Genomic DNA, 23879 nt, shown 5'->3' with positions numbered 1-23879 from the left:
AAGGGATATGCCCTTCTCGCCGCCCCACCATGCCAGGAGAGCCCTTGGCATATGACACCCCGTCGCGGCGGCCTCGACCGGCCGTGGCCGACCGTCGGTTCGGACGCGTCGAGGGGGCGGTCGGAGGGCGGGGCGTGCCGGGGACGGACGGCGGGCGGCTCGCCGGGGCTGCGGGGCTGTGGCTCGCCGGGGGCCCCGGGCGCGAGGTCCGGGCGGAGTGGACGCGGCCCGGGGGCGGGCGCGGCCGGGAGCGGGCGCGGCCGGGAGCGGGCGCGGCCGGGAGCGGGCGTGGGCCGTTGCCCGAAGCCGCTGCGGGAGCCGCTACGAGGTCCGGGCGGCGGGGCCGTTGCCGGGAACCGGTGCGGGGGCCGGGCGGTAGGGCCGTTGCCGGGAACCGGTGCGGGGGCCGTTGCGGGGCTCGGGTGCGGGGGCCCGGCGGGGCGGGGAGGCGTACGGGGTGGGTCGGGAGAGGTGGCGTACGGGGTGGGTCGGGTGGCGCGGGATCAGGTGCCGTAGCGGCGGTGGCGGGCGGCGTAGTCGCGCAGCGCGCGGAGGAAGTCGACCTTGCGGAAGGCCGGCCAGTGGACCTCGCAGAAGTAGTACTCGGAGTGCGCGCTCTGCCAGAGCATGAAGCCGGAGAGGCGCTGCTCGCCGCTGGTGCGGATCACGAGGTCCGGGTCGGGCTGGCCGCGCGTGTACAGGTGCTCCGCGATCATGTCGATGTCGACGACCTCGGCGAGCTCCTCGAAGGAGGTGCCCCGCTCCGCGTGGTCCAGCAGCAGCGAGCGGACCGCGTCGGCGATCTCCTGCCGGCCGCCGTAGCCGACGGCGACGTTGACGAGTATCCCGTCGATGTGCCGCGTCGCCTCCTGGGCCTCCTTCAGGACAGCCTGGGTGCGCTGCGGCAGCAGGTCCATGGTGCCCACGTGGTGGACGCGCCAGCGGCCGTCCGCCGCGATGGACCTGACCGCGTCCTCGATGATGCCGAGGAGCGGCACGAGCTGCGCCTCGGGCCGGTTGAGGTTGTCGGTGGACAGCATCCAGAGCGTGACGACCTCGACGTCCGTCTCCGTGCACCAGCCGAGCAATTCCATGATCTTGCTGGCGCCGGCCTTGTGCCCCTGCTCGGGCGTGCCGCCGGACGCCTTCGCCCAACGGCGGTTGCCGTCGAGGATGACGCCGATGTGCTTGGGCACCTGGGCGTGGTCGAGGCGGCCCTCCACCCGGCGCGCGTAGAGCCCGTACACCAGGTCGCGCAAGTTCACCGATCCCACCTCTCGCCTACGGGGCCGCGGACGCCCCGAGGCCCGCCACATTACTGGGCCCGGCGGACGACGGCCCAACCCAGGTGTGTCACAACTCCGTGATAGGGAGAAAGCATGTCCGCATCCCCCGTGCACCGCGCCGCCGACGACCGGTACGACTCCATGGAGTACCGCCGCACCGGCCGCAGCGGTCTCAAGCTCCCCGCCGTCTCCCTGGGCCTCTGGCACAACTTCGGCGACGACCGCACCCTGGAGTCCCAGCGCGCCATCCTGCGCCGCGCGTTCGACCTGGGCGTCACGCACTTCGACCTGGCCAACAACTACGGCCCGCCGCCCGGCTCCGCCGAGCTGAACTTCGGCAAGATCTTCGCGCAGGACTTCAGCCCGTACCGGGACGAGCTGGTCGTCTCCACGAAGGCCGGCTACCTCATGCACCCCGGCCCGTACGGCGAGTGGGGCTCCCGCAAGTACCTGCTGTCCTCGCTCGACGCCTCGCTCCGGCGGATGGGCCTGGAGTACGTCGACATCTTCTACTCGCACCGCTTCGACCCGCACACGCCGCTCGAGGAGACGATGGGCGCGCTCGCCACCGCCGTGCGGCAGGGCAAGGCGCTGTACGCGGGCGTCTCGTCGTACTCCGCCGAGCAGACGGTCGAGGCGGCCCGGCTGCTGCGCGAGATGGGCGTCCCCGCGCTGATCCACCAGCCGTCCTACTCGATGATCAACCGGTGGACGGAGGAGGACGGCCTCCTCGACACGCTGGAGGCCGAGGGGATGGGCTGCATCGCGTTCGCGCCGCTGGCCCAGGGCCTGCTCACCGACAAGTACCTGAAGGGCGTCCCGGAGGGTTCGCGGGCCTCGCTCGGCAAGTCGCTGGACCCCGGCCTGCTCTCCGAGGAGGTCGTCCGGCGGTTGCACGGCCTCGACGGGATCGCCCGGCGGCGCGGCCAGTCCCTGGCGCAGCTGGCGCTGACGTGGGTGCTGCGCGACGAGCGGATGACGTCCGCGCTGATCGGCGCGTCCAGCGTGGGGCAGCTGGAGCAGAACGTCGCGGCGCTCGGGGGGCCGGCCCTCACCGAGGAGGAGCTGCGGGAGATCGACTCGTACGCCGTCGACACCGAGGGCGTCAACATCTGGGCCGCGCGGGGCTGACCGGCGCGGCGCGACCGGCCGCCGGGGGTCAGGGGACCGGGGGGAGCTCGGCGGCCGGGACCGGGGGGCGACGGGCTCGCTGGCCGGCGGCCGGGCGGGAGCGGGCTCCATGACCGGCGGCCGGGCGGGGGCAGAAAAAACGGGCCGGTCCGTGGGGGGGATACGGACCGGCCCGAGGGGGGGTTTCCACCATAACCCTTCATAAGTCGTGGCGCGCGCCACGACATGCCACCGCTACGCTCCGGAAACGTCCGATCGCGCTCCGGGCATGGTCCGGGGTGGTGCCAAGACCGGTGGGGAGGCCCGGCGTGTCCTCCCCAGGGGGGACCCCACGGCCGGGGCCCGGGGTTGACGCCCAGGGTGGGGCGGGGCGGGGCCTGCGGGCCGGCCTCAGCGGTGGGCGAGGGCGCCGAGGAGGACGCCGAGCAGCGCACCGCCGATCATGAACGGGCCGAAGGGGATCGCGGTCCGGCGGTGCGCGCGCCGCAGCACGACGAGGCCCAGCCCGTACAGGGCACCGAGGGCGAACCCGGCGAACGCGCCCGCCAGCAGCACGTCCCAGCCGTACCAGCCGAGCGCGCAGCCCAGCGGGAGGGCGAGCTTCACGTCCCCGAAGCCCATGCCGTTCGGGTTCACCAGGAACAGCGCGAGGTACGCCGCGCCGAGCACGAGCCCGCCGAGGACGGCCGTCCGCCACGATCCGGCGGTGCCGGGCAGCAGCGCGGCGGCGCCGAGGAGCAGGGGCACGGCCGCGGCGAGCGGCAGGGTGAGGGGGTCGGGGAGGCGGTGCACCCGCCGGTCGACCACCGCGAGGAGCAGGGCCACCGGCCCGGTGAGCAGCCACACGGCCAGCTCCGGCCGGTGACCGGTCGCGGCGGCGAGGACGGCACAGGCGGCGGCGCCCACGACGGGCGGGACGACCGCCGGGCGGGTACGCGGTCGGGACCGGTCGGTGAGGGGCGGGGCGGTGGAGGGCGGCGGTGGGGGCCCCGCGCCGGGCGGGGCGGTGGCCGGACGGGGGGCGGGGGCGCAGACGGGACAGTGGGCGGGGCCGAGCCAGCCGCGCGGGCCGGGGGCGTAGGGGTGCCCGGCGGGGCAGGCGGCGCGCCAGGGCTCGTCCGGTTCGACGGCGAGCCGGTACGCGGCGCGCTGCACGAGCACCCCCGCGACGGCCCCCCACAGGGCGGCGGCGGCGATCAGGGTGACGTCCACAGGGCCGACCTTATGGGGGATGCCGGGTGGATGTCGTGAGCAGGTCATGAGGCCGGGCCGGTTCGGAGGCCGGCGGGGGTGCTCCGCGCGCGTGCTCACGGCGGGGCGTGCTCGTGGCGGGGCGGGGGGCGGCCCGGGGGATGGGGAGGGGGCGTGTTCTTCGGTGGGGAGGGGGGTGGACCGGGACTTCCGGTGGTGGGGGGGTGCGGTGGCGGGGGGTGCGGTGGCGGGGGTGCGGTGGCGGGGGTGTACCGAGTGGCTTACGGCGCTGGGGGTGGGCGGGGGCGGTGGGGTCGTACCGTTCGGGCATGGCGAAGTGGCGGGACGGGACGGGCATCCTCAGGGTCGTGGAGGGCGGCGGCGCCAGGAGCGGAGGCGGGGACGGGGGCGGGGACGCGGGCGTCCCGGTGGAGGTGGCGGCGACGTACCGGGCGCGGGCGCGGGGGCTGCTGGGCCGGGACGGGGTCGACGGGGCGATGCTGCTGACGCCGTGCGGCAGCGTGCACACCTTCCGGATGCGGTTCGCCATCGACGTGGCGTACCTGCGGCGTGACCTCACGGTCCTCGCGGTCGTACCGGGGATGCGGCCCGGTCGGCTGGGGCTGCCCCGGCTGCGCGCCCGGCACGTGCTGGAGGCGGAGGCCGGGGCGATGGAGCGGTGGGGCGTGCGGCCGGGCGTGCGGCTCGCCGTGGACCCGTCCGGTCAGGGCGGGCCGGGGCCGAGCAGCGCGAACGCCCCGTAGGCCGCGGACGCCGCCGCGAGGACGGCGAGGACGGCCGCCGCGTACCGGTCGCGGAGCCGGGCGAGCGCGACGGCGGCGGGGAGCAGCAGCGGGAACGCCGGCATGATCAGGCGGGGCCGGGAGCCGAAGTAGGCGGCGCCGACGAGCGACACCGCGACGACGGCCAGGGTGTAGACGAGGACGGGCAGCGGCTGCCGCTGCCGCACGCACCACCACACGGCCCAACCCAGGACCGCGAACGCCGCCAGGAGGCCCACGCCCGCGAGCGGCTGGGGACCGGTCAGCTGCGCCCACGTGAACCGGGCGAGGGCCGCGCCGCCGTCGATGCTGTTGCCCCAGGCGGCCTGGACGTCGAAGTACGCGGTGGGGCTGCCGACCCGCACGGCGACGTACACGACGTACGCCAGCCAGCCCAGCGGTGCGAGCAGCACGCCCGCGACGATCCCGGGGGTGACGCGCCGCTCGCGGACCACGGTGGCCAGCGCGGTCACGCCGACCGCGGCGACGACCGCGACGGCGGACGGCCGGGTAAGACCGGCCAGCGCGGCGAGGGCCCCGGCCGCGACCCAGCGGCCGCGCAGCACGGCGTACAGGGCCCAAGCGGCGAACGCCGTGAACAGCGTCTCCGTGTACGCCATGGACTGGACGAACGCGGTCGGGTACACGCCCCACAGCACGGCCAGCACGATCCCGGCGCGCCGCCCCGCGAGGTGGGAGCCCACCGCGTGGATGCCCCAGGCGGCGGCGAGCGACGCCACCCAGGCGACGACGAGCCCGGCGCCCGCGGCGGTCAGCGGCAGCACCTCGGACAGGGCCCGCTCCAGGGCGGGGAGGAGCGGGAAGAACGCCAGGTCGGAGTGGACGCTGCCGTCGGGGAGGACGGTCTCGTACCCGTATCCGTGCTCGGCGACGCGGACGTACCAGACGGCGTCCCAACGGCCCGACAGGCGGTGCCAGGGGTCCTCTCCGGCCGCTGCTGCGGCGACGAGGAGGACGGCGACGCCGGCCAGGCGCGCCGCCGCGTAGCCCAGCAGGGCGGGGGCGGCGGAGGCGAGGCGGTGCGGTCTTGCCGGCCGTTCGGGGGGGTCCAGGAGCACTGGCCGATTATGCCGCCGGGGGTGCGGGGGCGGGCGGGGTCGGCGGTGTGAGGTACGTCCCGGCGAGGCGGGGAGGGGGCCGCGGTGGGGTGGGGGCGAGGCGGGGCGGGGTGGGGTCGATGGGCCCGGGGCGAGGCGGGGCGGGGAGGCGGGGCCGGGTGGAGTCGCGGGCGGGGACGCCGGCCGGGGTGGGGCGGAGGGGCCCGCGGGCGGGGACGCGGGTGCGGGCGGGAGTGGGTGGCGAGCGGGAGGGTGGGGCGGAGGGCTGTCGTCCGGTGGGGGCGGCTGGTTGGGTCGGGGACGGGGCGCGCCGACGACCGGTCGGCGCCAGGAAGGGGGGACCGATGCGTACGCGGGCGATGACCGTGGTGGTGGCGATGGTGGTGACGGGGGCGGGCCTGTCGGCCGCCGGGTGCACGGCGGGCGGGGACGCGGGTGCGGGCGGGGGCGGGGTGTCCGCGGGGACGCGACCCTCGCCGGTGACGGAGTCGCCGCGCGGGCGGTCGGAGCCGCCCCGGCCAGAGGCGTCCCGGTCCGGGAAGCCCCTGCAGCAGGTGCCCCGGCCGGAGGTGCGGGAGGGGTACCGGCAGCTCGCGGCGGGCGGTCCGCGGCGGGGCCACGGTCACCTGGGGACGGTCCGGTTGCCCGCGGGCGTGACCTGGGTGGACGTGAACTGCCTGACGGATCCGGGTACACCCCCGTCGCCCCGGGTCCGGGTCACCGTCGGCACCGGCACGTCCTGGTCCTTCGCCTGCGACGGGAAGGGCGACGGGGACGGCGACGCGGTACACCGGGAGACCACACAGATGGAGGTCTCCACCACCGGTGGGGGCGCCGTGGAGGTCGAGGCGCCGGCGACCGTCCAGTGGAGCGCGAGCGTCCAGGTGGCGGTGCCGGGCGCCTGACGGGCTGACGGGCTGCTGCAGGGCTGAAGGGGTCAGCCGCCGGTCGGGAAGGAGACCTCCACGCGGCGGTTCTTCCTGCGCCCCTCCTCGGTGCTGTTGTCGGCGATGGCGTACTGCTCGCCGTAGCCGCGGATCTCGTACGTGACGTTCGAGGAGGCCAGCATCGGGGAGAGCACGCCGTGGACGGCGTCCGCGCGCTGCTTCGACAGGACGTCGCCGTGGGCGGACGAGCCGAGGTTGTCGGTGAAGCCGAAGATGCGGATCTTGGAGGCGTTCCGCTTCTTGATCTCCTCGGCGATGGCGGCGATGCGGGAGTTCGCCTCGGGCGTCAGCTTGGCGCTGTCCTTGCCGAAGAGGACCTCCGCCTGCAGCGCGAACTTGAGGTTGGTGCTCGTCTCCTCGCGCCGCTCCTCACCCCCCTGGGACTCCACGATGGAGACGATGGGCAGCACCTTGGCGCCGGCGAGCGTGGCGCCGTCGCGCATCTTGAGGCCGGGCGCGGTCGGGTCCACCTCGGGCGGCGGCACCGTCGACTCCGTACCGGGCGGCACGCTCGGCGTCTCGTCGGCGCGCGCGGCCGCGGGGACGGTGAGCTGGACGGCGGTGGCGAGGACGAGCGCGGCGAGGAGCGTCGCGACGGGGCGACGGGCTGGGCTCGGCGTACCCATCACGAGAGCTCGATCGTGGCGGGGGACATCTTCGGCAGTTGGAACTCCACCTGGGCGACGGTCGCCGGGGGGGCGGGGAACTGGGCGAAGATGACGATCGACTCGCCCGCCTTCATGGTGGTCACGCCCGTCGTCGTCAGAGGGAAGCCCTCGGTGTCCCGCAGCACGTAGTACCGCTTCTTCTCCGACTTGTCGATGAGCGTCGCGCCGGCGAAGGACGGTCCTGTCTTCTTGACGTGCAACTCCTCCCCGTTCCATTCGAGGGGAGCGTCCAGGGTGCCGGAAGTGGTGTTCTTCAGCGTGCCCGTGACGGTGAGGAAGCCGCCTTGCTCCCTGGCGGCGCTGTGGATGACGAGCTCGAAGCCACCGGCACCGTTGATTGTGGCCAAGGTCTTGTCGGTGATCGAGTCCTCGGCCTCGCTCCCACTCTTCGGTCCGTCGGGGGCGGCGGGTGCGGACGAGACGCTGCCCGACTTCCCCTGCTGCCCCTCTCCCCCGTCGCCACCCCCGGCGTCTCCACCGCAGGCCGTGAGCAGGAGGGACAGCGTCACCGCCGCCACGCCTGTCACGGCAGCACGCGTGGTCGCTCTGCATCGCTTACCCATGAGTGCCATTCCTTCTGCGTTCCTTCACGGTCAGTTCCCGGCCAGCCGGATCTCGAAGAGGTCCGCCATGTCCGGAAGGTCGTCGGGGTCCAGTTCCAGCTCTGTGCCGTCACAGTCCAACGAGCCGAGAGCCGGAGCGTCCGTGTCTTCGGTGCCCTCCGCCGGGTCGGCGGACTCGTCCGGATCGGCCGGATCGGGTTCGGAGGACTCGGCTGGCTCTGCTGGCTCTGGTGGCTCTGGCGGCTCGGCGGGTTCGAAGGCGCACAGGGGCGTGACGACTGCGGTAGCCGTAGCGACCGCATGCTGTCCTTCCGTACCCGGCAGGATGGTGTCCCCCACCGGCTTCGCCGACCGCACCGTCACCGTGAAGCCCCAGCGGCCGTCGCCGAGTGGTGCGCAGCCCTCCACCGTGGCACCGTTGCGGGCCGCATAGGCGTGGCTCGCCCCGCAGCCGTCCTCCCCGACCAGTACGCCGTCGAAGAGGTCGCCGAGGGCGTCACCGTCGAGACCACCCAGCCGGTACCGGTCCCTCGACTCCTTGGCCGCGGCCAGCGCGGCGGCGTCCGCCGCCGACTGCGCGCCGTTGCGCGTCGCGCCGGCCTGCCCCACCGCGAAGAACGCCAGCGCAAGGAAGAGCAGGCTCGCCACCATGAAGACGTACAGCGGCGAGGCCTGTCCGGTGTCCCGACGGAAAGGGTCCTCGGCGGTCAGCTGCCGATGATCTTGCTGACCTGGGTGCGCAGTCCGGTCGCGATGGTGTTGCCGATACCCGACCCCACTACCGCGGCGATGATCACCCCGACCAGGATGATGATGCCCACGTACTCCACGGCGCCCTGGCCTCGGTCCGCGCGGTGTTTCAGGTGGTCCGTCGTGGTCTTCGCCCAGGTGCCCACGTACACCTTGGCCTGAGTCAGGGCCTTCAGTGCGATGTTCGACATGGCGGTCCCCTCCGGGATCGGGATCGTGCGGGTCTTCTGTGACGGGTGTGCGTGGTGCGGGGGGCGTCCCGGTGGTCACGCGGGTGGTGGCGTGGCCGTACTCAGGGTGAGCCCCCTTCATCATGGGCCCCAACGCCCCTGCGTGGGACCGAATCGGGAACCGGGATGTGATTCGGTGGTCGGTCACGTTCCGTCCTGCCCCCCTTCGTCCCGACTGTGCCGGATCGCCCGGCGGGGTCGGGGTGCCCACGTCCGCCTGCCGTTGACTCGGCAACGAATGTCCCACATCCGCTTGCGTAAGCGAAGGGTCTTCGGGACATTCCGCTCGGTGATTTTCCGGCCGGATGGCAGTGCGCGGACGGGCTGTTGGCGTCGCGCGCTCCCGGGCGGGGCGGGGAGTGTGTGCGGTCGCAGACGGCGACCACGTGCCGGTGTGCGCCATGTCAGCCGCCCAGGAGGTCGCCGAGGTCGACGCCTGAGCCGTAGTAGAAGCTCAGCGCGATGAGGATCATCGTGGCCGGCAGCATCACCAGCGTCACCACGAGCGTGGTCTTCGGCACGGCCTTGGCGGCGGCGCGGCGGGCGTTCTGCGCGTCGGTCCTGCGCATGTCGTTGGCGATCTGTATCAACGTGTCGACGATCGGCGCGCCCAGTTCCTCGCCCTGCTGCAGGGCGGTCACGAACATCGACACCTGTTCGGAGGCGTTGCGCCGGCGCAGCTGGTCGAACGCCTCGCGGCGGCTGACGCCCATGTCCATCTGCCGCAGGGTGATGCGCAGTTCGTCGGCCCAGGGGCCGGAGTACTTCTCGGCGACCCGCTCCAGTGCCTGGCGGAAGCCGAGGCCGGCGGAGACGACGACGGCGAGGACGTCGAGGAAGTCCGGCAGGGTGCGTTCGATGTCGTCCCTGCGGCGGCGGATGGCGATGCGCAGCAGGACGTCGGTCCACGTGAGGCCGTACGCGAGGACGACGGCGGCGACGACCACCTGGCCGCGCAGCAGCATCGCCAGGGCGGCGGCCACGCCGAGGGAGCCGTAGACGGCGCGGCGGGCCGCGTACCGGTCGACGGTGAGGCCGCCCGGGTTGCCGGCCATGTCGAGGCGGCGGCGCAGGGCGTCGACCCGCCGGGGGCCCATCAGGCGCAGTACCGCCGGTGCGTGGCGCATGCCCAGCCGGTCGACGCCCGAGGCGACGGCGGTGGTGCGGGTGGCGCCCACCTCCAGGGCGACGGCGAGGTCGCCGGGGAGCCGGGCCTCGGCCCGGTAGAGGCGTACGCCGTGGAAGGCGCCGTACACCGCGAGGGCCGCCAGGGCGGCGAGCAGGAGGACCATGTCGGGTTCCGTTCCTTCCCCGGCGCCTCAGACCCGCACCCGGGAGAGGCGGCGGATCATCACGAAGCCGGCCGTGTACAGCGCGAAGGCGACGACCGAGCCGACCTGTCCGGCGACGGAGCCCGTCATCTTGTCGAGTGCGCCCGGGTTCATGCCGTTGATCATGAGGAGGAAGCCGAGGCCCAGCAGCGGCAGGGCGAAGGCGGTCACCTTGACCTGGGAGAGCAGGGTGGTCACCTCGCGCCGGGTCTCCTTGCGCTCGTCGAGCGTGCCGGTGAGGTTGCGCAGGGAGCCGACGACCTGGCCGCCGGCCCGGTTGGACAGGACGAGGGTGGTGACGAGGACGACCAGTTCGCGGGAGGGGAGCCGGTCGGCGAGGTCACCGAGCGCGTCGTCGAGGCTGTGGCCGACGGCGAGCTGGTCGGCGACCCTGCGGAGCTCCTCGCCCGCCGGGTCGTCGAGCTCGTCGGCGGCCATGGCGATGGCGGTGCGGAGCGCGAGCCCGGCCTGCGTGGCGTTGGCCAGGACGCGGGTCAGTTCGGGCAGCTGGTTGATGAACGCCTCGGTGCGGCGCTGGCGCTGCCAGCCGAGGAAGGCGTCGGCGCCCCACAGGCCGGCGAGGACGGCGAGGACGCCGAAGAACGGGGCGAAGACGGCCGACACGACGAGGTACGCGGCGAGGAGGACCGCGGCGGCGTAGACGGTGTACTCGCCGGGCGTGACGTCGAGACCGGTGACGGCGAGCTTCCGTTCGAGGCGGCGGCCCGCCCTGGTCGCGCGCAGCCGGCGGTCCAGGCGGGGGAACCGGCGGCCGCGGCCGGCGATCGGTACCGGGCCCGTGTGGGTCATCCGGTCCACGAGCGCCTTCTGCTGCGCCCGGCCCGCGGCGTGGCTGTGGACGCCCACGACGGCCAGGACGCCGGCGAGCAGCGTCACGCCGAGGGTGAGGAGCGGGAGGTTGTCCATCGTGTCGTCGTCTCGTCCGTCGTCTTGTCCGTCGTCGTTCGTCGTCGTTCGTCGTCGTCGCTCGTCGTCGTCTGCCGTCGTCCGTCGGACGGTCGGCCGCTCGTCGTCCGGTCGTCGGTCCTTCGCCGGTCGGTGGTCCGTCGGGGCGTGACGGGGCGGCGGGCGGCGGGGGACGGCCCCGGTCAGCCCCGGTCACGCGGCCGTGCCGCGCATCGCCAGTTGGGCGTCGTCCAGGGCGACGCCGAAGGCCGCCGGGGTGGGCTCGTTGTACATGTACAGCCGTTCGGCGACCCGACGGGGCAGCGGGTGGTGGGTGAACCTCCCGTACACGCGGCCGTCCGGGGCCATCGGCTGCGCCTCGAACCGGCAGACGGTCACGATGCGGTACTCCTCGCGGCCGTGGGAGTCGAGCACCGCGACCTCCGTGATCCGCCGGGAGCCGTCGGCGTGCCGGGTGAGCTGCACGAGGACGTCCACGGCGCTGTTGATCTGGTCCTTGATGGCGACGAACGGCACCTCGACCTCCGACATGGACGCCAGGGTCTGGAGCCGCATCAGCGCGTCCTCCGCGCTGTTGGCGTGGACGGTGGCGAGGGACCCGTCGTGACCGGTCGACATGGCCTGGAGCATGTCGAGCGTCTCACCGCCGCGCACCTCGCCGACGATGATGCGGTCGGGTCGCATGCGCAGCGAGTTGCGGACGAGGTCGCGGATGGTGATGCGGCCCTTGCCCTCGACGTTGGGGGGCCGGGACTCCAGGGTGATGACGTGGGACTGCTGGAGCCGGAGCTCCGCGGAGTCCTCGATGGTGACGATGCGTTCGCCGTCCGGGATGAGGCCGGAGAGGGCGTTGAGGAGGGTGGTCTTCCCGGTGCCGGTGGCCCCGGAGACGATGACGTTGAACTTGGCGCGGACCAGTCCGGCGAGGAGCATCACCATGTGCTCGTCCAGCGACCCGAGGGCGACCATCTCGTGCAGGGTGAAGGCGCGGGGGAAGCGGCGGATGGTGAGCACGGGGCCGGTGAGGGACAGCGGCGGGATGACGACGTTGACGCGTTCGCCGGAGGGGAGGCGGGCGTCGACCATGGGGTTCGACTCGTCCACGCGGCGGTTGACGGTGGAGACGATGCGCTCGATCGTCTGCATGAGCTGCTCGGTGGAGGAGAAGCGCATCGGGAGGCGTTCGAGCCGGCCGTGCCGCTCCACGTACACCTGCTCGGGGCCGTTGACCATGATCTCGCTGACGGAGGCGTCCTCCAGGAGCGGTTCGAGGATGCCGAGACCCAGCGCCTCGTCGACGACCCGGCGGATGAGCTGGGCGCGCTCGGTGGAGGACAGGACCGGGCCCTCGCGGCTGATGATGTGGCCGAGGACGCGTTCGAGGCGGGCCCGGCGGTCGGCGGCGGGGAGGGCCGACATCTCGGCGAGGTCGATCTCCTCCAGGAGCTTGCCGCGGTAGACGCCGACGAGGTGGTTCTCCTCGCCGTCCCTGCCGCCGGCCGGCTCCGGGGTGGTGATGCGGGCGCGCAGGCTCACGGGGTCCCTCCCTCGCTGCTGGTCACGGGCATGGTGGTGGTCCTGGTGACCGGGTCGAAGCTGAGGAGGGGCAGGACGGCCGGGATGGAGACGGTGACGGACGCCGTCACGGCCTCGCCGCCGGAGGGCGCGCTGACGGAGGCCCCGTCGGCGAGCCAGCCGCTCATGGCGGCCTGCCCCGCGGACGCGCCGTCGCCGCCCTGCGAGGCGACGCGCGCGGCGGCCCGGGAAGCCGTACCGGCCTGTTGGACGGCGTACGCGACGATGCCGAGCTGGACGGCGGCGAGCGCGGCGAGGATCAGGATGCCGACCCAGCCGGCGAACTCCACGGCCGCTTGGCCCCGGTCGCGGGGATCCCGGGGGCCGGCGGGGGCCGTGGCCGGGGTCGCGGTCGGGGCCGGGGCCGGCGTCGGGGCCGGGGCCGGGGCCGGCGTCGGCGTCGGCGTCGGCGTCGGCGTCGGGGCTGTGGTCGGGGCCGGCGTCGGCGTCGGTGTCGGGGCTGTGGTCGGGGCCGGCGTCGGGGCTGTGGTCGGGGTCGGGGGCCTCATCCGCCTCACTCCTCCCGCTCGTCGGCCGCGGCCGCGTGGCCCCGGACGGTGAAGGGCAGGTTCGCGCCGGGGAAGAGGGCGGGGACCTGGAGGGACACGTCGGCGGTCACCAGGCCGCCACCGCCCCCGCAGGAGGTACTGGCCGACCAGGCGCCGGAGAGCTTCGACTGCGCGGCGGCGGCGCAGTCGCCGCCGACCGCTCCGGCGCGGGCGGCCTCGTCGGCGGCGTTGCCGGCGAGGGCGTACGTGTAGCCGATGAGCGTCGCCTGCCACAGCAGGAGGAGCGTGCCGAGCACGACGGGGACGAGGCCGGTGAACTCCACGGCGACCTGGCCCCGGTCGCCGACCGGCCACCGCCGCCGTGACCACTGTGACCATCGTGACTGCGAGGGTCGGCCGAGCCTCCGGGGCTGCCGGGACTGCCGCGACCACCGGGACCGCACGAACCGCCGGCACCGCCCGACCACACCCGGCACGCCGGCCGCACCCGCCGCCCCAGCCCCACCGGTGACCACAGCCGTAGCGGCACGCGCGCCACTTCCGGCACACGCGCCACCCCCGGCGCGGCGTCGGTCGCCCCCGTCGCGGCGTCGGTCGCCCCCAGCGCGGCGTGCGCCGGGTGTCCGTGCGGGTACGGGTCCCATGGGCCGCCCCTCCCCTCTCCCCTGTCTCCGCTACTTCCGGCGGGCGCGGCGCAGGCCGGCCGCGCCGCGGTCCCCCCGGAGCCTGCCCGGCCGGTCGGCGGCCGACTCCGGGGTCTTCACGAGGTCCAGTTCCCCGGCGAGCGCCCACAGTGCCTGCTTCACCGCCGACTTGGCCTCCAGTTCGTGCATGCGGCCGGAGTCGACGTACGGCTGCAGTTCGCGGAAGGCTGCCGGTACGGCGGTGCGGGCGGTCCGGGTGCCGGTGATCTTCTCGACGAGCGACGGCTGGATCTCGGTGTTGCGGGTGTGGCGGTTGACGACGGTCGTGGTGTCCTCCGCCTTGCGGATGCGCAGCCGGTCCCAGAGCCTGACGAGCCGTTTGGCGGCCCGGACGGCGACCACGTCCGGGGTGACGACGAGGAGCGCCGTGTCGGCCATCTCCACGGCCGCGGCGTTGGCCGAGCCCATCTGGGTGCCGCAGTCCACGACGACGACCTCGTAGCGGTGGCGCAGGGCGCTGACGATCTGCCGGGCGGAACGGTCGGTGACCTCCTCGCCGCGTTCGCCGTCCGCCGGGGCGAGCAGCAGGGCGAGGCCGGTGGGGTGGGTGTACAGGGCGTCCTGGAGGACGCGGGGCGTGAGGTCCTGGATGGCGGCGAGGTCCACGGCGGACCGCCGGAACTGGACGTCGAGGTAGGAGGCGACGTCCCCGGCCTGGAGGTCCAGGTCGACGAGGGCGGTGCTGCGGCCCGACGCGCGGGCGGCGAGGGCCAGCTGCACGGCGGTGACGGTGGTGCCGACGCCGCCCTTGGCGCCGCTGACGGTGACGACGGTGCCGCCCGGCCCGGTCGGCCCGTCGCCGCCCTGGCCGAGGTGGCGGCGCACCCCGGCCGCCCAGGCGGCGGCGGAGTGAACGCGCTGGGCGAGTTCCTCGTACGACAGGGGGAGGCCGACGAGGCCGCGGGCGCCGGAGTCCATGGCGGCCGAGTACAGGCCGGGGCCGGTGTCGGCGGTGAGGAGGACGACGGCGACGGCGGGGAAGCGGAGGGCGACCTCGCGGATGAGGTCGAGGGCCGGGACGGGGCCGATGCGTTCGTGGACGAGGACGACCTCGGGCATCTCGTCGACGGAGACGGCGGCGGACCGGGCGAGGGTGTCGATGAGCGTGGTGGAGTCGCCGACGGGCGCGGGGAGCACCGCTTCGGTGTCGGGGAGCTGGCCGAGCAGCGTGCCGACGGCCCGGGCTGCGTCGGGGTCACCGACGGCGGGGAGGACGCGAGTGGTCATCCGGCTGCCTGTCCCCTCACTTGTTCTTGTCTTCGTCGAGCGTGTACGTCGATTCGCCGGGTTTCAGGGTGGCGGGGCCGTCGGAGGGGAGCAGGGCGAGGCGTACGTGCTCCGCGAACGACTCGGCGTACGCGACGCGCTGGGCGTCCGCGGTGGTGAGGGCGAAGGTGATCGGCACGGCCTCGCCGCCGGCGGGACCGGTGCGGTCGTTGCCCCGCTGGTCGATCGGGGTGAGCCGGCCGACGTCGAGGACGCGGGCCCCGGCGACGATGAGGCGGGACTCGGCGACGGCGTTCTTGCCGCGGCCCTCGTCGTCGAAGGTGGCGAAGATGTTCACCCGCGCCCCCGCGGTGATCTTGCCGGCGACGCCGGTGGAGGCGTCGATCATGATGGCGATCTCCTGCTGGCCGCTCTCCAGGGCGGGCCGGTCGGCGACCATGTCCTTCTGGAGGAGCGAGCCCTTCCGGAGCTCCGCGACGGCGATCTTGCCGCGGACGGCGGTGAGGTCCCGCACGGCGCCGGTGGAGAGCCACCGCTCGGGCATCGTGATCTTCTCGAACTGGTCGGGCCGGAGCGGCGCGTAGGCCGGTACGTCCGCCTTGACGCGGTACGCCGCGACCTCCGGTCCCACCTTCGCCTGGACGTCGCTGATCACGACGACGACGCCGGCGAAGGCGCCGAGGGCGCACAGGACGGACAGGACGAGCAGGATGACACCACGGCGCTGGCGTGCGTTCATCGGCGGGACGACCTCGTGGGGGTGCGGGCGGAGGAGGGGCGGGGACGCGGGGGCGCTGACCCGGGGGCGGTCACGACGCGTGCCGCATCGCGGGCCCCGGGGCGAGCGCGGCGGCCGGGCCGCCGGGCGCCCCGGTCGCGGGCCGGGGCGGTACGAGCGGGGCGGAGCAGAACCCGCAGCGGTCGCCGAGGAGTTCGCTGCGGCACCAGGGGCAGGTCTCGCGGCGGACCGACGAGACGAGTTGGTGGAGGACGGGCAGGTCGGGCAGGTACGCGGCGAACTCGACCAGCTTGGGCGTACCCCACCAGGCCGGTGATCCGGCCGGTGGCGGGACCTCGTCGACGCCCTGCACGCGCCAGGCGGGGGCGAGCGTTCCGGTGACCCAGTCGGTGGTGAGCGGGCCGCGTGCGACGACCATGCGGGTGGCGAAGTCGGGTCCGGGCAGGGGCCGGTCGTCCGGGGATCCGAGCCGGGTGAGGTGCGGCTCCGGGGTGGCGAGGACGGCGAACTGGGAGCCGGGCATCCAGGACTTCGCGTGCGCCTTGAGCGTCACGGGGACGCGGTCGAGGCGGGCGACGGAGTTGAGGACGGCGCCGGCGTGGACGTAGTGGGCGAGGAGCCGGGCGGCGGTCGCGAGGACGCCGGGGCCGAAGTCGCAGAGGGAGAGCTGCCGCAGCTGGCGGGCGAGGACGGCGACGCCGAGCGGGGGCAGGTCGAGCGGCAGCAGGGCCATGCGGTCGCTCTCCAGGAGCGCGCGGACGGTGTGCAGGCGGCGCACGTGGTCGGCGGGCGTGGAGGACGGGTAGAGCGCGATGAGGTGGCCGTGCTGGTCGAGGAGGGTGCGGACGTCGGCGAGCGCGGCGGCCAGGGGCTGTTCGCCGGGGGCCGGGAGGACGGCCGCGGCGGGGGTGTGGTGGTCGGTCGGCGGCAGCACCAGGTCGGGACTGGTGACGGCAATCGCGGTCGGCACGCTGGTTCCCCGTTCGGTCCGGCCACCGGTGTTCCCGGCGCGTCGCGGTCGCCCGCGACACCTGCTGCTCCGTGTGTGCTCCGACCCCGCACTTTATCGGCGGGGGCGGGGCGGGAGAACCGCTTTCGGACTCCTCGTGGCGGTTCCTGCGCACCGCGTGCGGCCGCAAATGGGGCGAAGACGGCGGAAGTTGACCGATCGCCGGCATCGACGGCCGATCGGCGGGGCCGCCCGACCGGACCCGACCGGACCCGACCGGACCGCGCGACCGCCGCCCCCTCGGACCGCGGCCGGAGTCCCGGGCGGGGGCGGGAACCTTGACAAGGAGATTGGTCTGGACCAACTTGTACGGGCACGCACCACGGTGGCCACCGTCCCGCTCGCCCCTGCCGACTCCCCACCCCGGCACCCCACTTCCCCACTCCCCCACCGGAGGCAGCACAGTGGACCGCACCAGAACGCTCACCGGCGGCGCGCTCGCGCTCGCCGTGGCGTCCGGCCTCGTCCTGACCGGCGGCACCGCCCCCGCCGCCGCCGAGGACCGCAACGTCGCCAGGAACGCCGGCTTCGAGTCCGGCCTCACCGGCTGGACGTGCTCCGCCGGCAGCGGCGCCGTCGTCACCTCGCCCGTGCACGCGGGCACCGGCGCGCTGAAGGCGACGCCCGGCGGGCTGGACAACGCCCGCTGCTCCCAGACCGTCACCGTCAAGCCGGGCTCCACGTACCGGCTGAGCGCCTGGGTGCAGGGCGGGTACGCCTACCTCGGCGCGTCCGGCACCGGCACGACCGACGTGTCGACCTGGACGCCCGGCGCGGCCGGGTGGCAGCAGCTGACCACCTCCTTCACCACGGGTCCCGCCACCACCTCGGTCACCGTCTACACGCACGGCTGGTACGGGCAGGCCGCCTACCACGTCGACGACGTCTCGGTCTTCGGGCCGGACGGCGGCGGCAGCGGCGACCCCGACCCGGTCGTGCCCGCGCCCCCGGCCGGGCTCGCGGCCGGAGCGGTGACCCCGTCGTCCGTCTCGCTGAGCTGGGGCCCCGTCAGCGGCGCGACCGGCTACCACGTCTACCGGGACGGCGCCAGGGTCCAGTCCGTCTCCGGCACCTCGGCCACCGTGACGGGGCTCGCCGCCGACACCTCCTACGGCTTCCAGGTCTCCGCGGCCAACGCGGCCGGCGAGTCGGCCCGGTCGGCCACCGTCACCGCCCGCACCGCCCCCGGCGGCACGAACCCCCAGCCCACCGTGCCCAAGCACGCGCTGACCGGCTACTGGCAGAACTTCGACAACGGCGCCAAGGTCCAGAAGCTGCGCGACGTGCAGGCGCAGTACGACATCATCGCCGTGTCGTTCGCGGACTCGACGAACACGCCCGGCCAGATCGTCTTCAACCTCGACCCGGCCGTCGGCTACGCCTCGGTCGCCGACTTCAAGGCGGACGTCGCGGCGAAGAAGGCCGCCGGCAAGTCGGTGGTCATCTCGGTGGGCGGCGAGAAGGGCAACGTCACCATCAACAGCGACGCGTCGGCGACGGCCTTCGCGAACAGCGCGTACGCGCTGATGCAGGAGTACGGCTTCAGCGGCGTCGACATCGACCTGGAGCACGGCATCAACTCCACCTACCTGACGAAGGCGCTGCGCCAGCTGTCGGCGAAGGCCGGCCCGGGGATGGTGCTGACGATGGCCCCACAGACCATCGACATGCAGAACACCGGCACCGAGTACTTCAAGACGGCGCTCGCCGTGAAGGACATCCTCACGGTCGTCAACATGCAGTACTACAACAGCGGGTCGATGCTCGGCTGCGACGGCAAGGTGTACGCGCAGGGCTCGGTGGACTTCCTCACCGCGCTCGCCTGCATCCAGCTGGAGGGCGGCCTCGACCCCTCGCAGGTCGGCCTCGGCGTGCCCGCCTCGCCGCGCGGCGCCGGCAGCGGCTACGTCGACCCGTCGATCGTGAAGAACGCCCTGGACTGCCTGACCCGCGGCACCGGCTGCGGCTCGTTCAAGCCGTCGAAGACCTGGCCGTCGCTGCGCGGCGCGATGACCTGGTCCACCAACTGGGACGCGACCGCCTCGAACGCCTGGTCCAACGCGGTCGGCCCGCACGTCCACAACCTGCCGTGACGCGGTGGCCCGCCCGCCGGCGCACCGCGTCGCCGGCGGGCGGGCCGTACCGCGCCTACCAGGGCAGCTCGCGCACCTGCTGCACGCACAGCACCACGAACAGCAGTCCGGCCGCGCCGAGGACGCCGTTGCTCAGCGGGCCGTTGCGCCACTCGGCGGGCGTGCGGGAGGAGTTCAGCAGCCACACCAGCGTGAGGGCGAGGAACGGCATGAAGAACGCGCCGATCACGCCGTAGACGATGACCAGGCCGAACGGCTGGTCCAGGAAGAGCAGCGCCATCGGCGGGAACGTCAGCCACAGCAGGTACGCCCGGAAGGGCAGCGACCGCTCGCGGGCGCCGACCGCGGCCGCCTCGCCCGGGGTGGCCGCGCCGCGCGAGCGGAAGTGGGCGACGAAGTCCGCGAACATCAGGCTCACGCCGTGCCACACGCCGATGAGGGACGTGATGGAGGTGGCGAAGAAGCCGACGAGGAACAGCTTGGACGTGACCGTGCCGTACCGGTCCTCCAGGACCCCGCCGAGGTCGAGGAGGCCCTTGTCCCCCTTGGCGAGGGCGATGCCGGAGGAGTGGAGCAGCTCGGCGCCCACGAAGAGCATGGCGACGACGAAGATCCCGGTGGTGAGGTAGGCGACGCGGTTGTCCAGCCGCATCACCTTCATCCAGGAGGTGTCCGTCCACCCCTTGGCGTTGACCCAGTAGCCGTACGCGGCGAGCGTGATCGTGCCGCCGACGCCGCCGATCAGGCCGAGGGTGTAGATCAGCGAGCCGTCGGGGAGGACGGGCGCGAGGCCGGCGAGGGCCCGCCCGAGGTTCGGGGTGACGCGCACGGCGAGGTAGAGGGTGACGACGAACATGACGCCGACGAGGAGCGTCATGACCTTCTCGAACACGGCGTACCGGTTGAACCAGACGAACGCCAGCCCGGCCAGGCCGCACAGGACGGCCCACCACTTCAGTTCCATGACGCCCGGGAACAGCGCCTGGAGGGGCAGCGCGCTGGAGGACATGGCGGCGGCGCCGTAGACGAAGCCCCAGATGGCGACGTACACGGCGAAGTAGCCGGTCGTCCAGGCACCGAGGCTGCGCCAGCCGTCGAAGAGGGTGCGTCCGGTCGCCAGGTGCCAGCGTCCCGCGGCCTCGGCGAGCGAGATCTTGACGAGGCAGCCGATGACGGCCGCCCACAGCAGGGTGTAGCCGAACCTGCCGCCCGCGATGAGCGTGGCGACGAGGTCGCCTGCGCCGACGCCGGTGGCCGCCACGACGATGCCGGGCCCGATGTACCGCCAGCTCGCCTTCCGCGGCGCGGGTGCCCGTCCGCCGTCGGGGCCGGGGCCGTCCGGGGCCGGGCCGCCGTGGTGCGGTCCCCCGCCGTCGCGGTCCGGCCGCCGGCCGGGCGTGGTGTCCGCGGTGTCCGCCATGCGCTGTCCGCCTTCCCCTCGTCCACTCGTGCCACGTCACGAAAGCGGGTGCGCGGTGATCGCGCAAGAGGGGTAGGCCTTCTGGCCGTGGCCGAAGGGACGATCCGACGGTGACCGAAGGGCCGTCTTGACGCGCTCATGCCATACGCGCATCCTGCGTCCCACGGGGACCCCACCCCGACCCCCACCCAGGAGACAGCATGCGACTACGCATCAGAGGCGGACGGTCCGTCACCCTCGCGGCCGCCCTCGCCCTCGCCGTCGTGGCACCGCTCACCGCCGCCACGACCTCCGGCGCGGCCCCCACCCCGCCCGCCGCCCCGGCCGCCGCGGCGGAGGAGGTCGTCCGCCAGTACGAGATCCACGGCCCCTCCACCCCCGCCGAGCGGTCCGCCGTCGCCGCCACCGGCGTCTCCGTCGACGAGGTCGACGACCACGCGGTCGTGGTGAGCGCCAACGCCGCCCAGGCCAAGCGCCTCCGCGCGCTCGGCCACACCCTGGAGCCGCTGCCCGGACCCCCGAACCGCACCGGCGGCGCCCCCGTCTCCCCCATGGACTTCCCCTCGGCGGACTCCCGCTACCACACCTACGCCGAGATGAACGCGGAGATCGCCCAGCGGCTCCAGCAGTACCCGAACATCATGAGCCGCCGCGTCATCGGCAAGTCGTACCAGGGCCGCGACATCGTCGCGATCAAGATCAGCGACAACGTGGCGACGGACGAGAACGAGCCGGAGGTCCTCTTCACGCACCACCAGCACGCCCGCGAGCACCTGACCGTCGAGATGGCGCTGTACCTGCTGCGCGAACTCGGGGCCGGCTACGGCTCCGACGCCCGCGTCACCAACGCCGTCAACAGCCGTGAGCTCTGGATCATCCCCGACCTCAACCCGGACGGCGGCGAGTACGACATCGCCACCGGCTCCTACCGCAGCTGGCGCAAGAACCGGCAGCCCAACACGGGCTCGTCGTACGTCGGCACCGACATGAACCGCAACTGGGACTTCAAGTGGGGCTGCTGCGGCGGCTCCTCCGGCTCGCCGAGCTCGGACACCTACCGGGGCCGCGCCCCCGAGTCCGCGCCCGAGGTGAAGGTCGTCGCCGACTTCGTCCGCTCGCGGACCGTCGGCGGGAAGCAGCAGATCCGGGCCGCCATCGACTTCCACACGTACAGCGAGCTGGTCCTGTGGCCGTTCGGCTACACCTACGACGACACCGCCCCCGGCCTCACCCAGGACGACCGCGACGCCTTCGCCACCGTGGGCCGCAAGATGGCCGCGAGCAACGGCTACACCCCCCAGCAGTCGAGCGACCTGTACGTGACGGACGGGTCCATCGACGACTACCTGTGGGGCGCGCACAAGATCTTCGGCTACACCTTCGAGATGTACCCGCGTTCCGCCTCCGGCGGCGGCTTCTACCCGCCCGACGAGGTCATCGAGCGTGAGACCAGCCGCAACCGCGACGCGGTCCTCCAGCTCGTGGAGAACGCCGACTGCATGTACCGGTCGATCGGCAAGGAGCAGCAGTACTGCGCTGCCGCCTCCTGAGCACCGGCGCACCTCTCGCGCCTCCCGCACCGGCCGTTTCATGCTGAATCGTTCCTGCGGTGACATGGGGAACCGTGTCACCGCAGGGGCGGTCATGGACCGGTGTGCGGACCCGAGTTGCGGGCTACCCTGCTGCCGGGGGGACCGCGGGAGGGGACGGCGGTATGACGGGGGCAGGGGCACGACTGTCGCCGCTCGGCGGCGACGACCCGGGCGCGCTCGGCCCGTACCGGCTGCTGGGACGGCTCGGTTCGGGCGGGATGGGCCGCATCTACCTGGCGCGGGCCCGGCCGGGCGGGCCGCTCGTCGCGGTCAAGACGCTCCTCGCCGACGGCCCGGTCAGCGGCGACGACCGGCGCAGGTTCGCCCGCGAGGTGACGCTCGCCCAGCGCGTCGACGACCGCTACACGGCCCGCGTCGTGGACGCCGACCCCGAGGCGCCGACGCCCTGGATGGCCATCGAGTACATCGCCGCCCCGTCCCTGGCCGAGCTGGTCGGCACCGCGGGGCGCCTCCCCGCGTCCGCCATCCGCTGGATCGCGGCCGGCACCGCGCAGGCCCTGGTCGCCCTGCACGGGCAGGGCATCGTCCACCGGGACGTCAAACCGCAGAACGTCCTGCTGCCGCTGGACGGGCCCCGGCTGATCGACTTCGGCATCTCGCACGCCCAGGACATCACCCGCACCACCCTCACCCTCGGCACCATCGCCTTCACCTCCCCCGAGCAGGCGCGGGGCGAGCCGTCCACGGCCCGGTCCGACGTGTACTCGCTGGGTGCGACCCTCTTCCACCTCGCGGTGGGCCGGCCGCCGTACCCGCGGGGCGAGGACACCCTGCGGCTGCTCGCCCGCGTCTCGCGCGGCGACCTGGACCTGACGGGGCTGCCGAAGGAGCTCGTGCCGCTGGTGCGCCCCTGCCTCGCCGTGGAGCCCTCCGACCGGCCGCGCCCGGCGGACGTGCTGGACCGGTTCCTGGCGGAGCTGCGCCGCCTGCCGACCTCGCACAGCGGGAGCCGCTGGCTGCCGCCGCGCTGGACGGAGCTGATCGTCACGTACGAGCGGCGCGGCGAGGAGTGGCGGCGCGCCCTGCCCGCCGGTCCCGGGACGCCGGCGGCGGACGACCGCACGGCCCCCGTCCCGCCACCCGGCCCGACGCGCGCGGACACCGGGCAACGGGAACGGGAACGCGAGCGCGAACGACAGCGGCAGCGGGCCGAGGCGCGGCAGCGGGAGCGGGAGCGGGAGCGCGAACGGGAGCGGCAACGCGCGGAGGCCCGGCAGCGGGAGGCGGAGCAGGAGCGGGCCCGGCAGCGGGAGGCGCAGCGCGAGCGGGGCTCCGCCGGTACGGCGGGTGGCCGGGCAGGGGGCGGGCCGGTGCCGACGACGACCCCTCAACCGTCTCCCGCGCGCAGATCGGCCGGTGGCTGGTTCCTCGCCCTCCTCGCCCTGACCGCCTTCCTCCTCTTCCTCTTCCGCGACGGGATCGACCCGTCGGGGAGCACCTCGGCCACCACGGGCGGGACCGGCGGCTTCGCCACCCGCCCGCCGACCGCGTACACCGACACCACCGGCCCCGGCACCGAGACCGCCCCCACGGACACCGGTCCGGAGTCGGCTGCGGCGCCGGAGCCGGAGACGGACGCCGACCCGGAGACGGACGCCCCGCGCCGGCCGACGCCCGACGCGACGGATTTGGCCTTCCGTGCCGTCCGGGCCGGGGACTGCCTCGACGTCCACGACGACGGCCACGGCTCGTGGAACCGGACCGTCCCGCTGCGGGTGCGGTGCGACACGGCCGGCGCGTACGTCCGGGTCACCGCCACCGGCCCCGCCGCGAGGTGCGCCACGGGAAGGGGCCGCGGCCGGTGGACGCACCACGCCGACGACGGAGTGACCACCGTGCTGTGCCTGTCCCGCCGCTTCCGCGCCGGCCAGTGCTTCACCGCCGAGGTGGACGCCGGGTCGAGGGCGTCGGCCGACCTGATGGAGGTGTGGGACTGCGCCTCCGACAAGGTGCCCCGCGGGCAGACGCACATCCTGCGGATCACCGGCTACTACCGCATGCCGCCGGACGGCCGCGTGAACTGCGGGAACGACGGCGCCCGGTACTGGTACTGGGCGGTGGACGACGGCCGCGCCGTGGTCTGCGCGCGGGCCCGGTGAGGCCCC

The 23879-nt window shown here is 74.3% G+C and carries 22 protein-coding genes; 6 read left to right on the top strand and 16 right to left on the bottom strand.

Translation table 11 applies throughout. From position 1 onward, the window contains the following. Nucleotides 1–503 precede the first annotated feature (503 nt). Nucleotides 504–1265 carry an isoprenyl transferase gene (locus ACF053_RS11975; protein ID WP_391953760.1) on the bottom strand — a complete coding sequence of 254 codons (762 nt, stop codon included), beginning with the start codon at nucleotides 1263–1265 and terminating at the stop codon, nucleotides 504–506. Nucleotides 1266–1379: 114 nt separating this feature from the next. On the opposite strand from ACF053_RS11975, the gene mgrA reads away from it, so the two are divergent. Next, nucleotides 1380–2417, top strand: a complete 1038-nt coding sequence (mgrA, locus tag ACF053_RS11970) for an L-glyceraldehyde 3-phosphate reductase (RefSeq protein ID WP_391953759.1) — start codon at nucleotides 1380–1382, stop codon at nucleotides 2415–2417. Nucleotides 2418–2807: 390 nt separating this feature from the next. Here the strand turns inward: mgrA and ACF053_RS11965 are convergent, their stop codons facing one another. Then, nucleotides 2808–3629, bottom strand: coding sequence for a prepilin peptidase (locus ACF053_RS11965; RefSeq protein ID WP_391953758.1), 822 nt, complete (start codon nucleotides 3627–3629; stop codon nucleotides 2808–2810). A 308-nt stretch (nucleotides 3630–3937) separates the two neighbouring features. On the opposite strand from ACF053_RS11965, the gene ACF053_RS11960 reads away from it, so the two are divergent. Further along, entirely contained in the window at nucleotides 3938–4372 is a 435-nt protein-coding gene (locus tag ACF053_RS11960) for a DUF192 domain-containing protein (protein WP_391953757.1), read from the top strand. Here the strand turns inward: ACF053_RS11960 and ACF053_RS11955 are convergent. Continuing rightward, nucleotides 4333–5469 carry a mannosyltransferase family protein gene (locus ACF053_RS11955; protein ID WP_391953756.1) on the bottom strand — a complete coding sequence of 379 codons (1137 nt, stop codon included), beginning with the start codon at nucleotides 5467–5469 and terminating at the stop codon, nucleotides 4333–4335. The two genes, ACF053_RS11960 and ACF053_RS11955, sit on opposite strands and share 40 nt — an antisense overlap. A gap of 344 nt (nucleotides 5470–5813) precedes the next feature. Between ACF053_RS11955 and ACF053_RS11950 the strand changes: the two genes are divergently transcribed. Beyond that, nucleotides 5814–6374 carry a hypothetical protein gene (locus ACF053_RS11950; protein WP_391953755.1) on the top strand — a complete coding sequence of 187 codons (561 nt, stop codon included), beginning with the start codon at nucleotides 5814–5816 and terminating at the stop codon, nucleotides 6372–6374. Nucleotides 6375–6406: 32 nt separating this feature from the next. On the opposite strand, the gene ACF053_RS11945 is transcribed toward ACF053_RS11950, so the two are convergent. The 12 genes from ACF053_RS11945 to ACF053_RS11890 all read right to left on the bottom strand — a co-directional run bounded on the left by ACF053_RS11945 (nucleotide 6407) and on the right by ACF053_RS11890 (nucleotide 16609). Beyond that, the gene (locus ACF053_RS11945) at nucleotides 6407–7042 is read right to left on the bottom strand and encodes an OmpA family protein (RefSeq protein WP_391953754.1); all 636 of its coding nucleotides are present in this window, start codon (nucleotides 7040–7042) and stop codon (nucleotides 6407–6409) included. Beyond that, nucleotides 7042–7593, bottom strand: coding sequence for a hypothetical protein (locus ACF053_RS11940; RefSeq protein WP_391953753.1), 552 nt, complete (start codon nucleotides 7591–7593; stop codon nucleotides 7042–7044). Before ACF053_RS11940 ends, ACF053_RS11945 begins: the two co-directional genes overlap by 1 nt. Nucleotides 7594–7677: 84 nt before the next feature. After that, nucleotides 7678–8358: a pilus assembly protein TadG-related protein gene (locus ACF053_RS11935; protein WP_391954092.1), complete on the bottom strand. Its 681-nt coding sequence runs from the start codon at nucleotides 8356–8358 to the stop codon at nucleotides 7678–7680. After that, the gene (locus ACF053_RS11930; protein WP_391953752.1) at nucleotides 8355–8588 is read right to left on the bottom strand and encodes a hypothetical protein; all 234 of its coding nucleotides are present in this window, start codon (nucleotides 8586–8588) and stop codon (nucleotides 8355–8357) included. Before ACF053_RS11930 ends, ACF053_RS11935 begins: the two co-directional genes overlap by 4 nt. Before the next feature lie 443 nt (nucleotides 8589–9031). Beyond that, nucleotides 9032–9919 (bottom strand): DUF5936 domain-containing protein, encoded by an 888-nt coding sequence (locus ACF053_RS11925; protein WP_391953751.1) that lies wholly within the window; start codon nucleotides 9917–9919, stop codon nucleotides 9032–9034. A gap of 27 nt (nucleotides 9920–9946) precedes the next feature. Then, nucleotides 9947–10885 (bottom strand): type II secretion system F family protein, encoded by a 939-nt coding sequence (locus ACF053_RS11920; RefSeq protein WP_391953750.1) that lies wholly within the window; start codon nucleotides 10883–10885, stop codon nucleotides 9947–9949. A gap of 192 nt (nucleotides 10886–11077) precedes the next feature. After that, on the bottom strand, nucleotides 11078–12421 hold the full coding sequence (locus ACF053_RS11915; RefSeq protein WP_391953749.1) for a CpaF family protein: 1344 nt from the start codon (nucleotides 12419–12421) through the stop codon (nucleotides 11078–11080). After that, nucleotides 12418–12750: a TadE/TadG family type IV pilus assembly protein gene (locus ACF053_RS11910; RefSeq protein ID WP_391953748.1), complete on the bottom strand. Its 333-nt coding sequence runs from the start codon at nucleotides 12748–12750 to the stop codon at nucleotides 12418–12420. The genes ACF053_RS11915 and ACF053_RS11910 overlap by 4 nt, the downstream gene beginning before the upstream one ends. A 224-nt stretch (nucleotides 12751–12974) precedes the next feature. Continuing rightward, the gene (locus ACF053_RS11905) at nucleotides 12975–13292 is read right to left on the bottom strand and encodes a TadE/TadG family type IV pilus assembly protein (protein WP_391953747.1); all 318 of its coding nucleotides are present in this window, start codon (nucleotides 13290–13292) and stop codon (nucleotides 12975–12977) included. A gap of 351 nt (nucleotides 13293–13643) precedes the next feature. Continuing rightward, complete coding sequence (locus ACF053_RS11900) at nucleotides 13644–14900, bottom strand: AAA family ATPase (protein WP_391953746.1); 1257 nt, start codon at nucleotides 14898–14900, stop codon at nucleotides 13644–13646. Between the two features lie 16 nt (nucleotides 14901–14916). Further along, nucleotides 14917–15639: a Flp pilus assembly protein CpaB gene (cpaB, locus tag ACF053_RS11895; protein WP_391953745.1), complete on the bottom strand. Its 723-nt coding sequence runs from the start codon at nucleotides 15637–15639 to the stop codon at nucleotides 14917–14919. A 70-nt stretch (nucleotides 15640–15709) separates the two neighbouring features. Next, entirely contained in the window at nucleotides 15710–16609 is a 900-nt protein-coding gene (locus tag ACF053_RS11890; RefSeq protein WP_391953744.1) for a hypothetical protein, read from the bottom strand. 443 nt (nucleotides 16610–17052) lie between these two features. Between ACF053_RS11890 and ACF053_RS11885 the strand changes: the two genes are divergently transcribed. Beyond that, entirely contained in the window at nucleotides 17053–18741 is a 1689-nt protein-coding gene (locus tag ACF053_RS11885; RefSeq protein WP_391953743.1) for a chitinase, read from the top strand. Nucleotides 18742–18796: 55 nt separating this feature from the next. On the opposite strand, the gene ACF053_RS11880 is transcribed toward ACF053_RS11885, so the two are convergent. Further along, nucleotides 18797–20161: an Nramp family divalent metal transporter gene (locus tag ACF053_RS11880; protein WP_391953742.1), complete on the bottom strand. Its 1365-nt coding sequence runs from the start codon at nucleotides 20159–20161 to the stop codon at nucleotides 18797–18799. 200 nt (nucleotides 20162–20361) lie between these two features. Between ACF053_RS11880 and ACF053_RS11875 the strand changes: the two genes are divergently transcribed. Beyond that, nucleotides 20362–21711: a M14 family metallopeptidase gene (locus ACF053_RS11875; protein WP_391953741.1), complete on the top strand. Its 1350-nt coding sequence runs from the start codon at nucleotides 20362–20364 to the stop codon at nucleotides 21709–21711. Between the two features lie 164 nt (nucleotides 21712–21875). Next, nucleotides 21876–23873, top strand: coding sequence for a serine/threonine-protein kinase (locus ACF053_RS11870; RefSeq protein WP_391953740.1), 1998 nt, complete (start codon nucleotides 21876–21878; stop codon nucleotides 23871–23873). The last annotated feature ends 6 nt before the right edge of the window (nucleotides 23874–23879 follow it).

It is taken from the genome of Streptomyces kanasensis (assembly GCF_043077165.1).
Classification (GTDB): Bacteria; Actinomycetota; Actinomycetes; order Streptomycetales; family Streptomycetaceae; genus Streptomyces; species Streptomyces changanensis.
The sequence above is the reverse complement of the archived record's forward strand: the minus strand, read 5'-3'. Positions and strand labels throughout refer to the sequence as shown.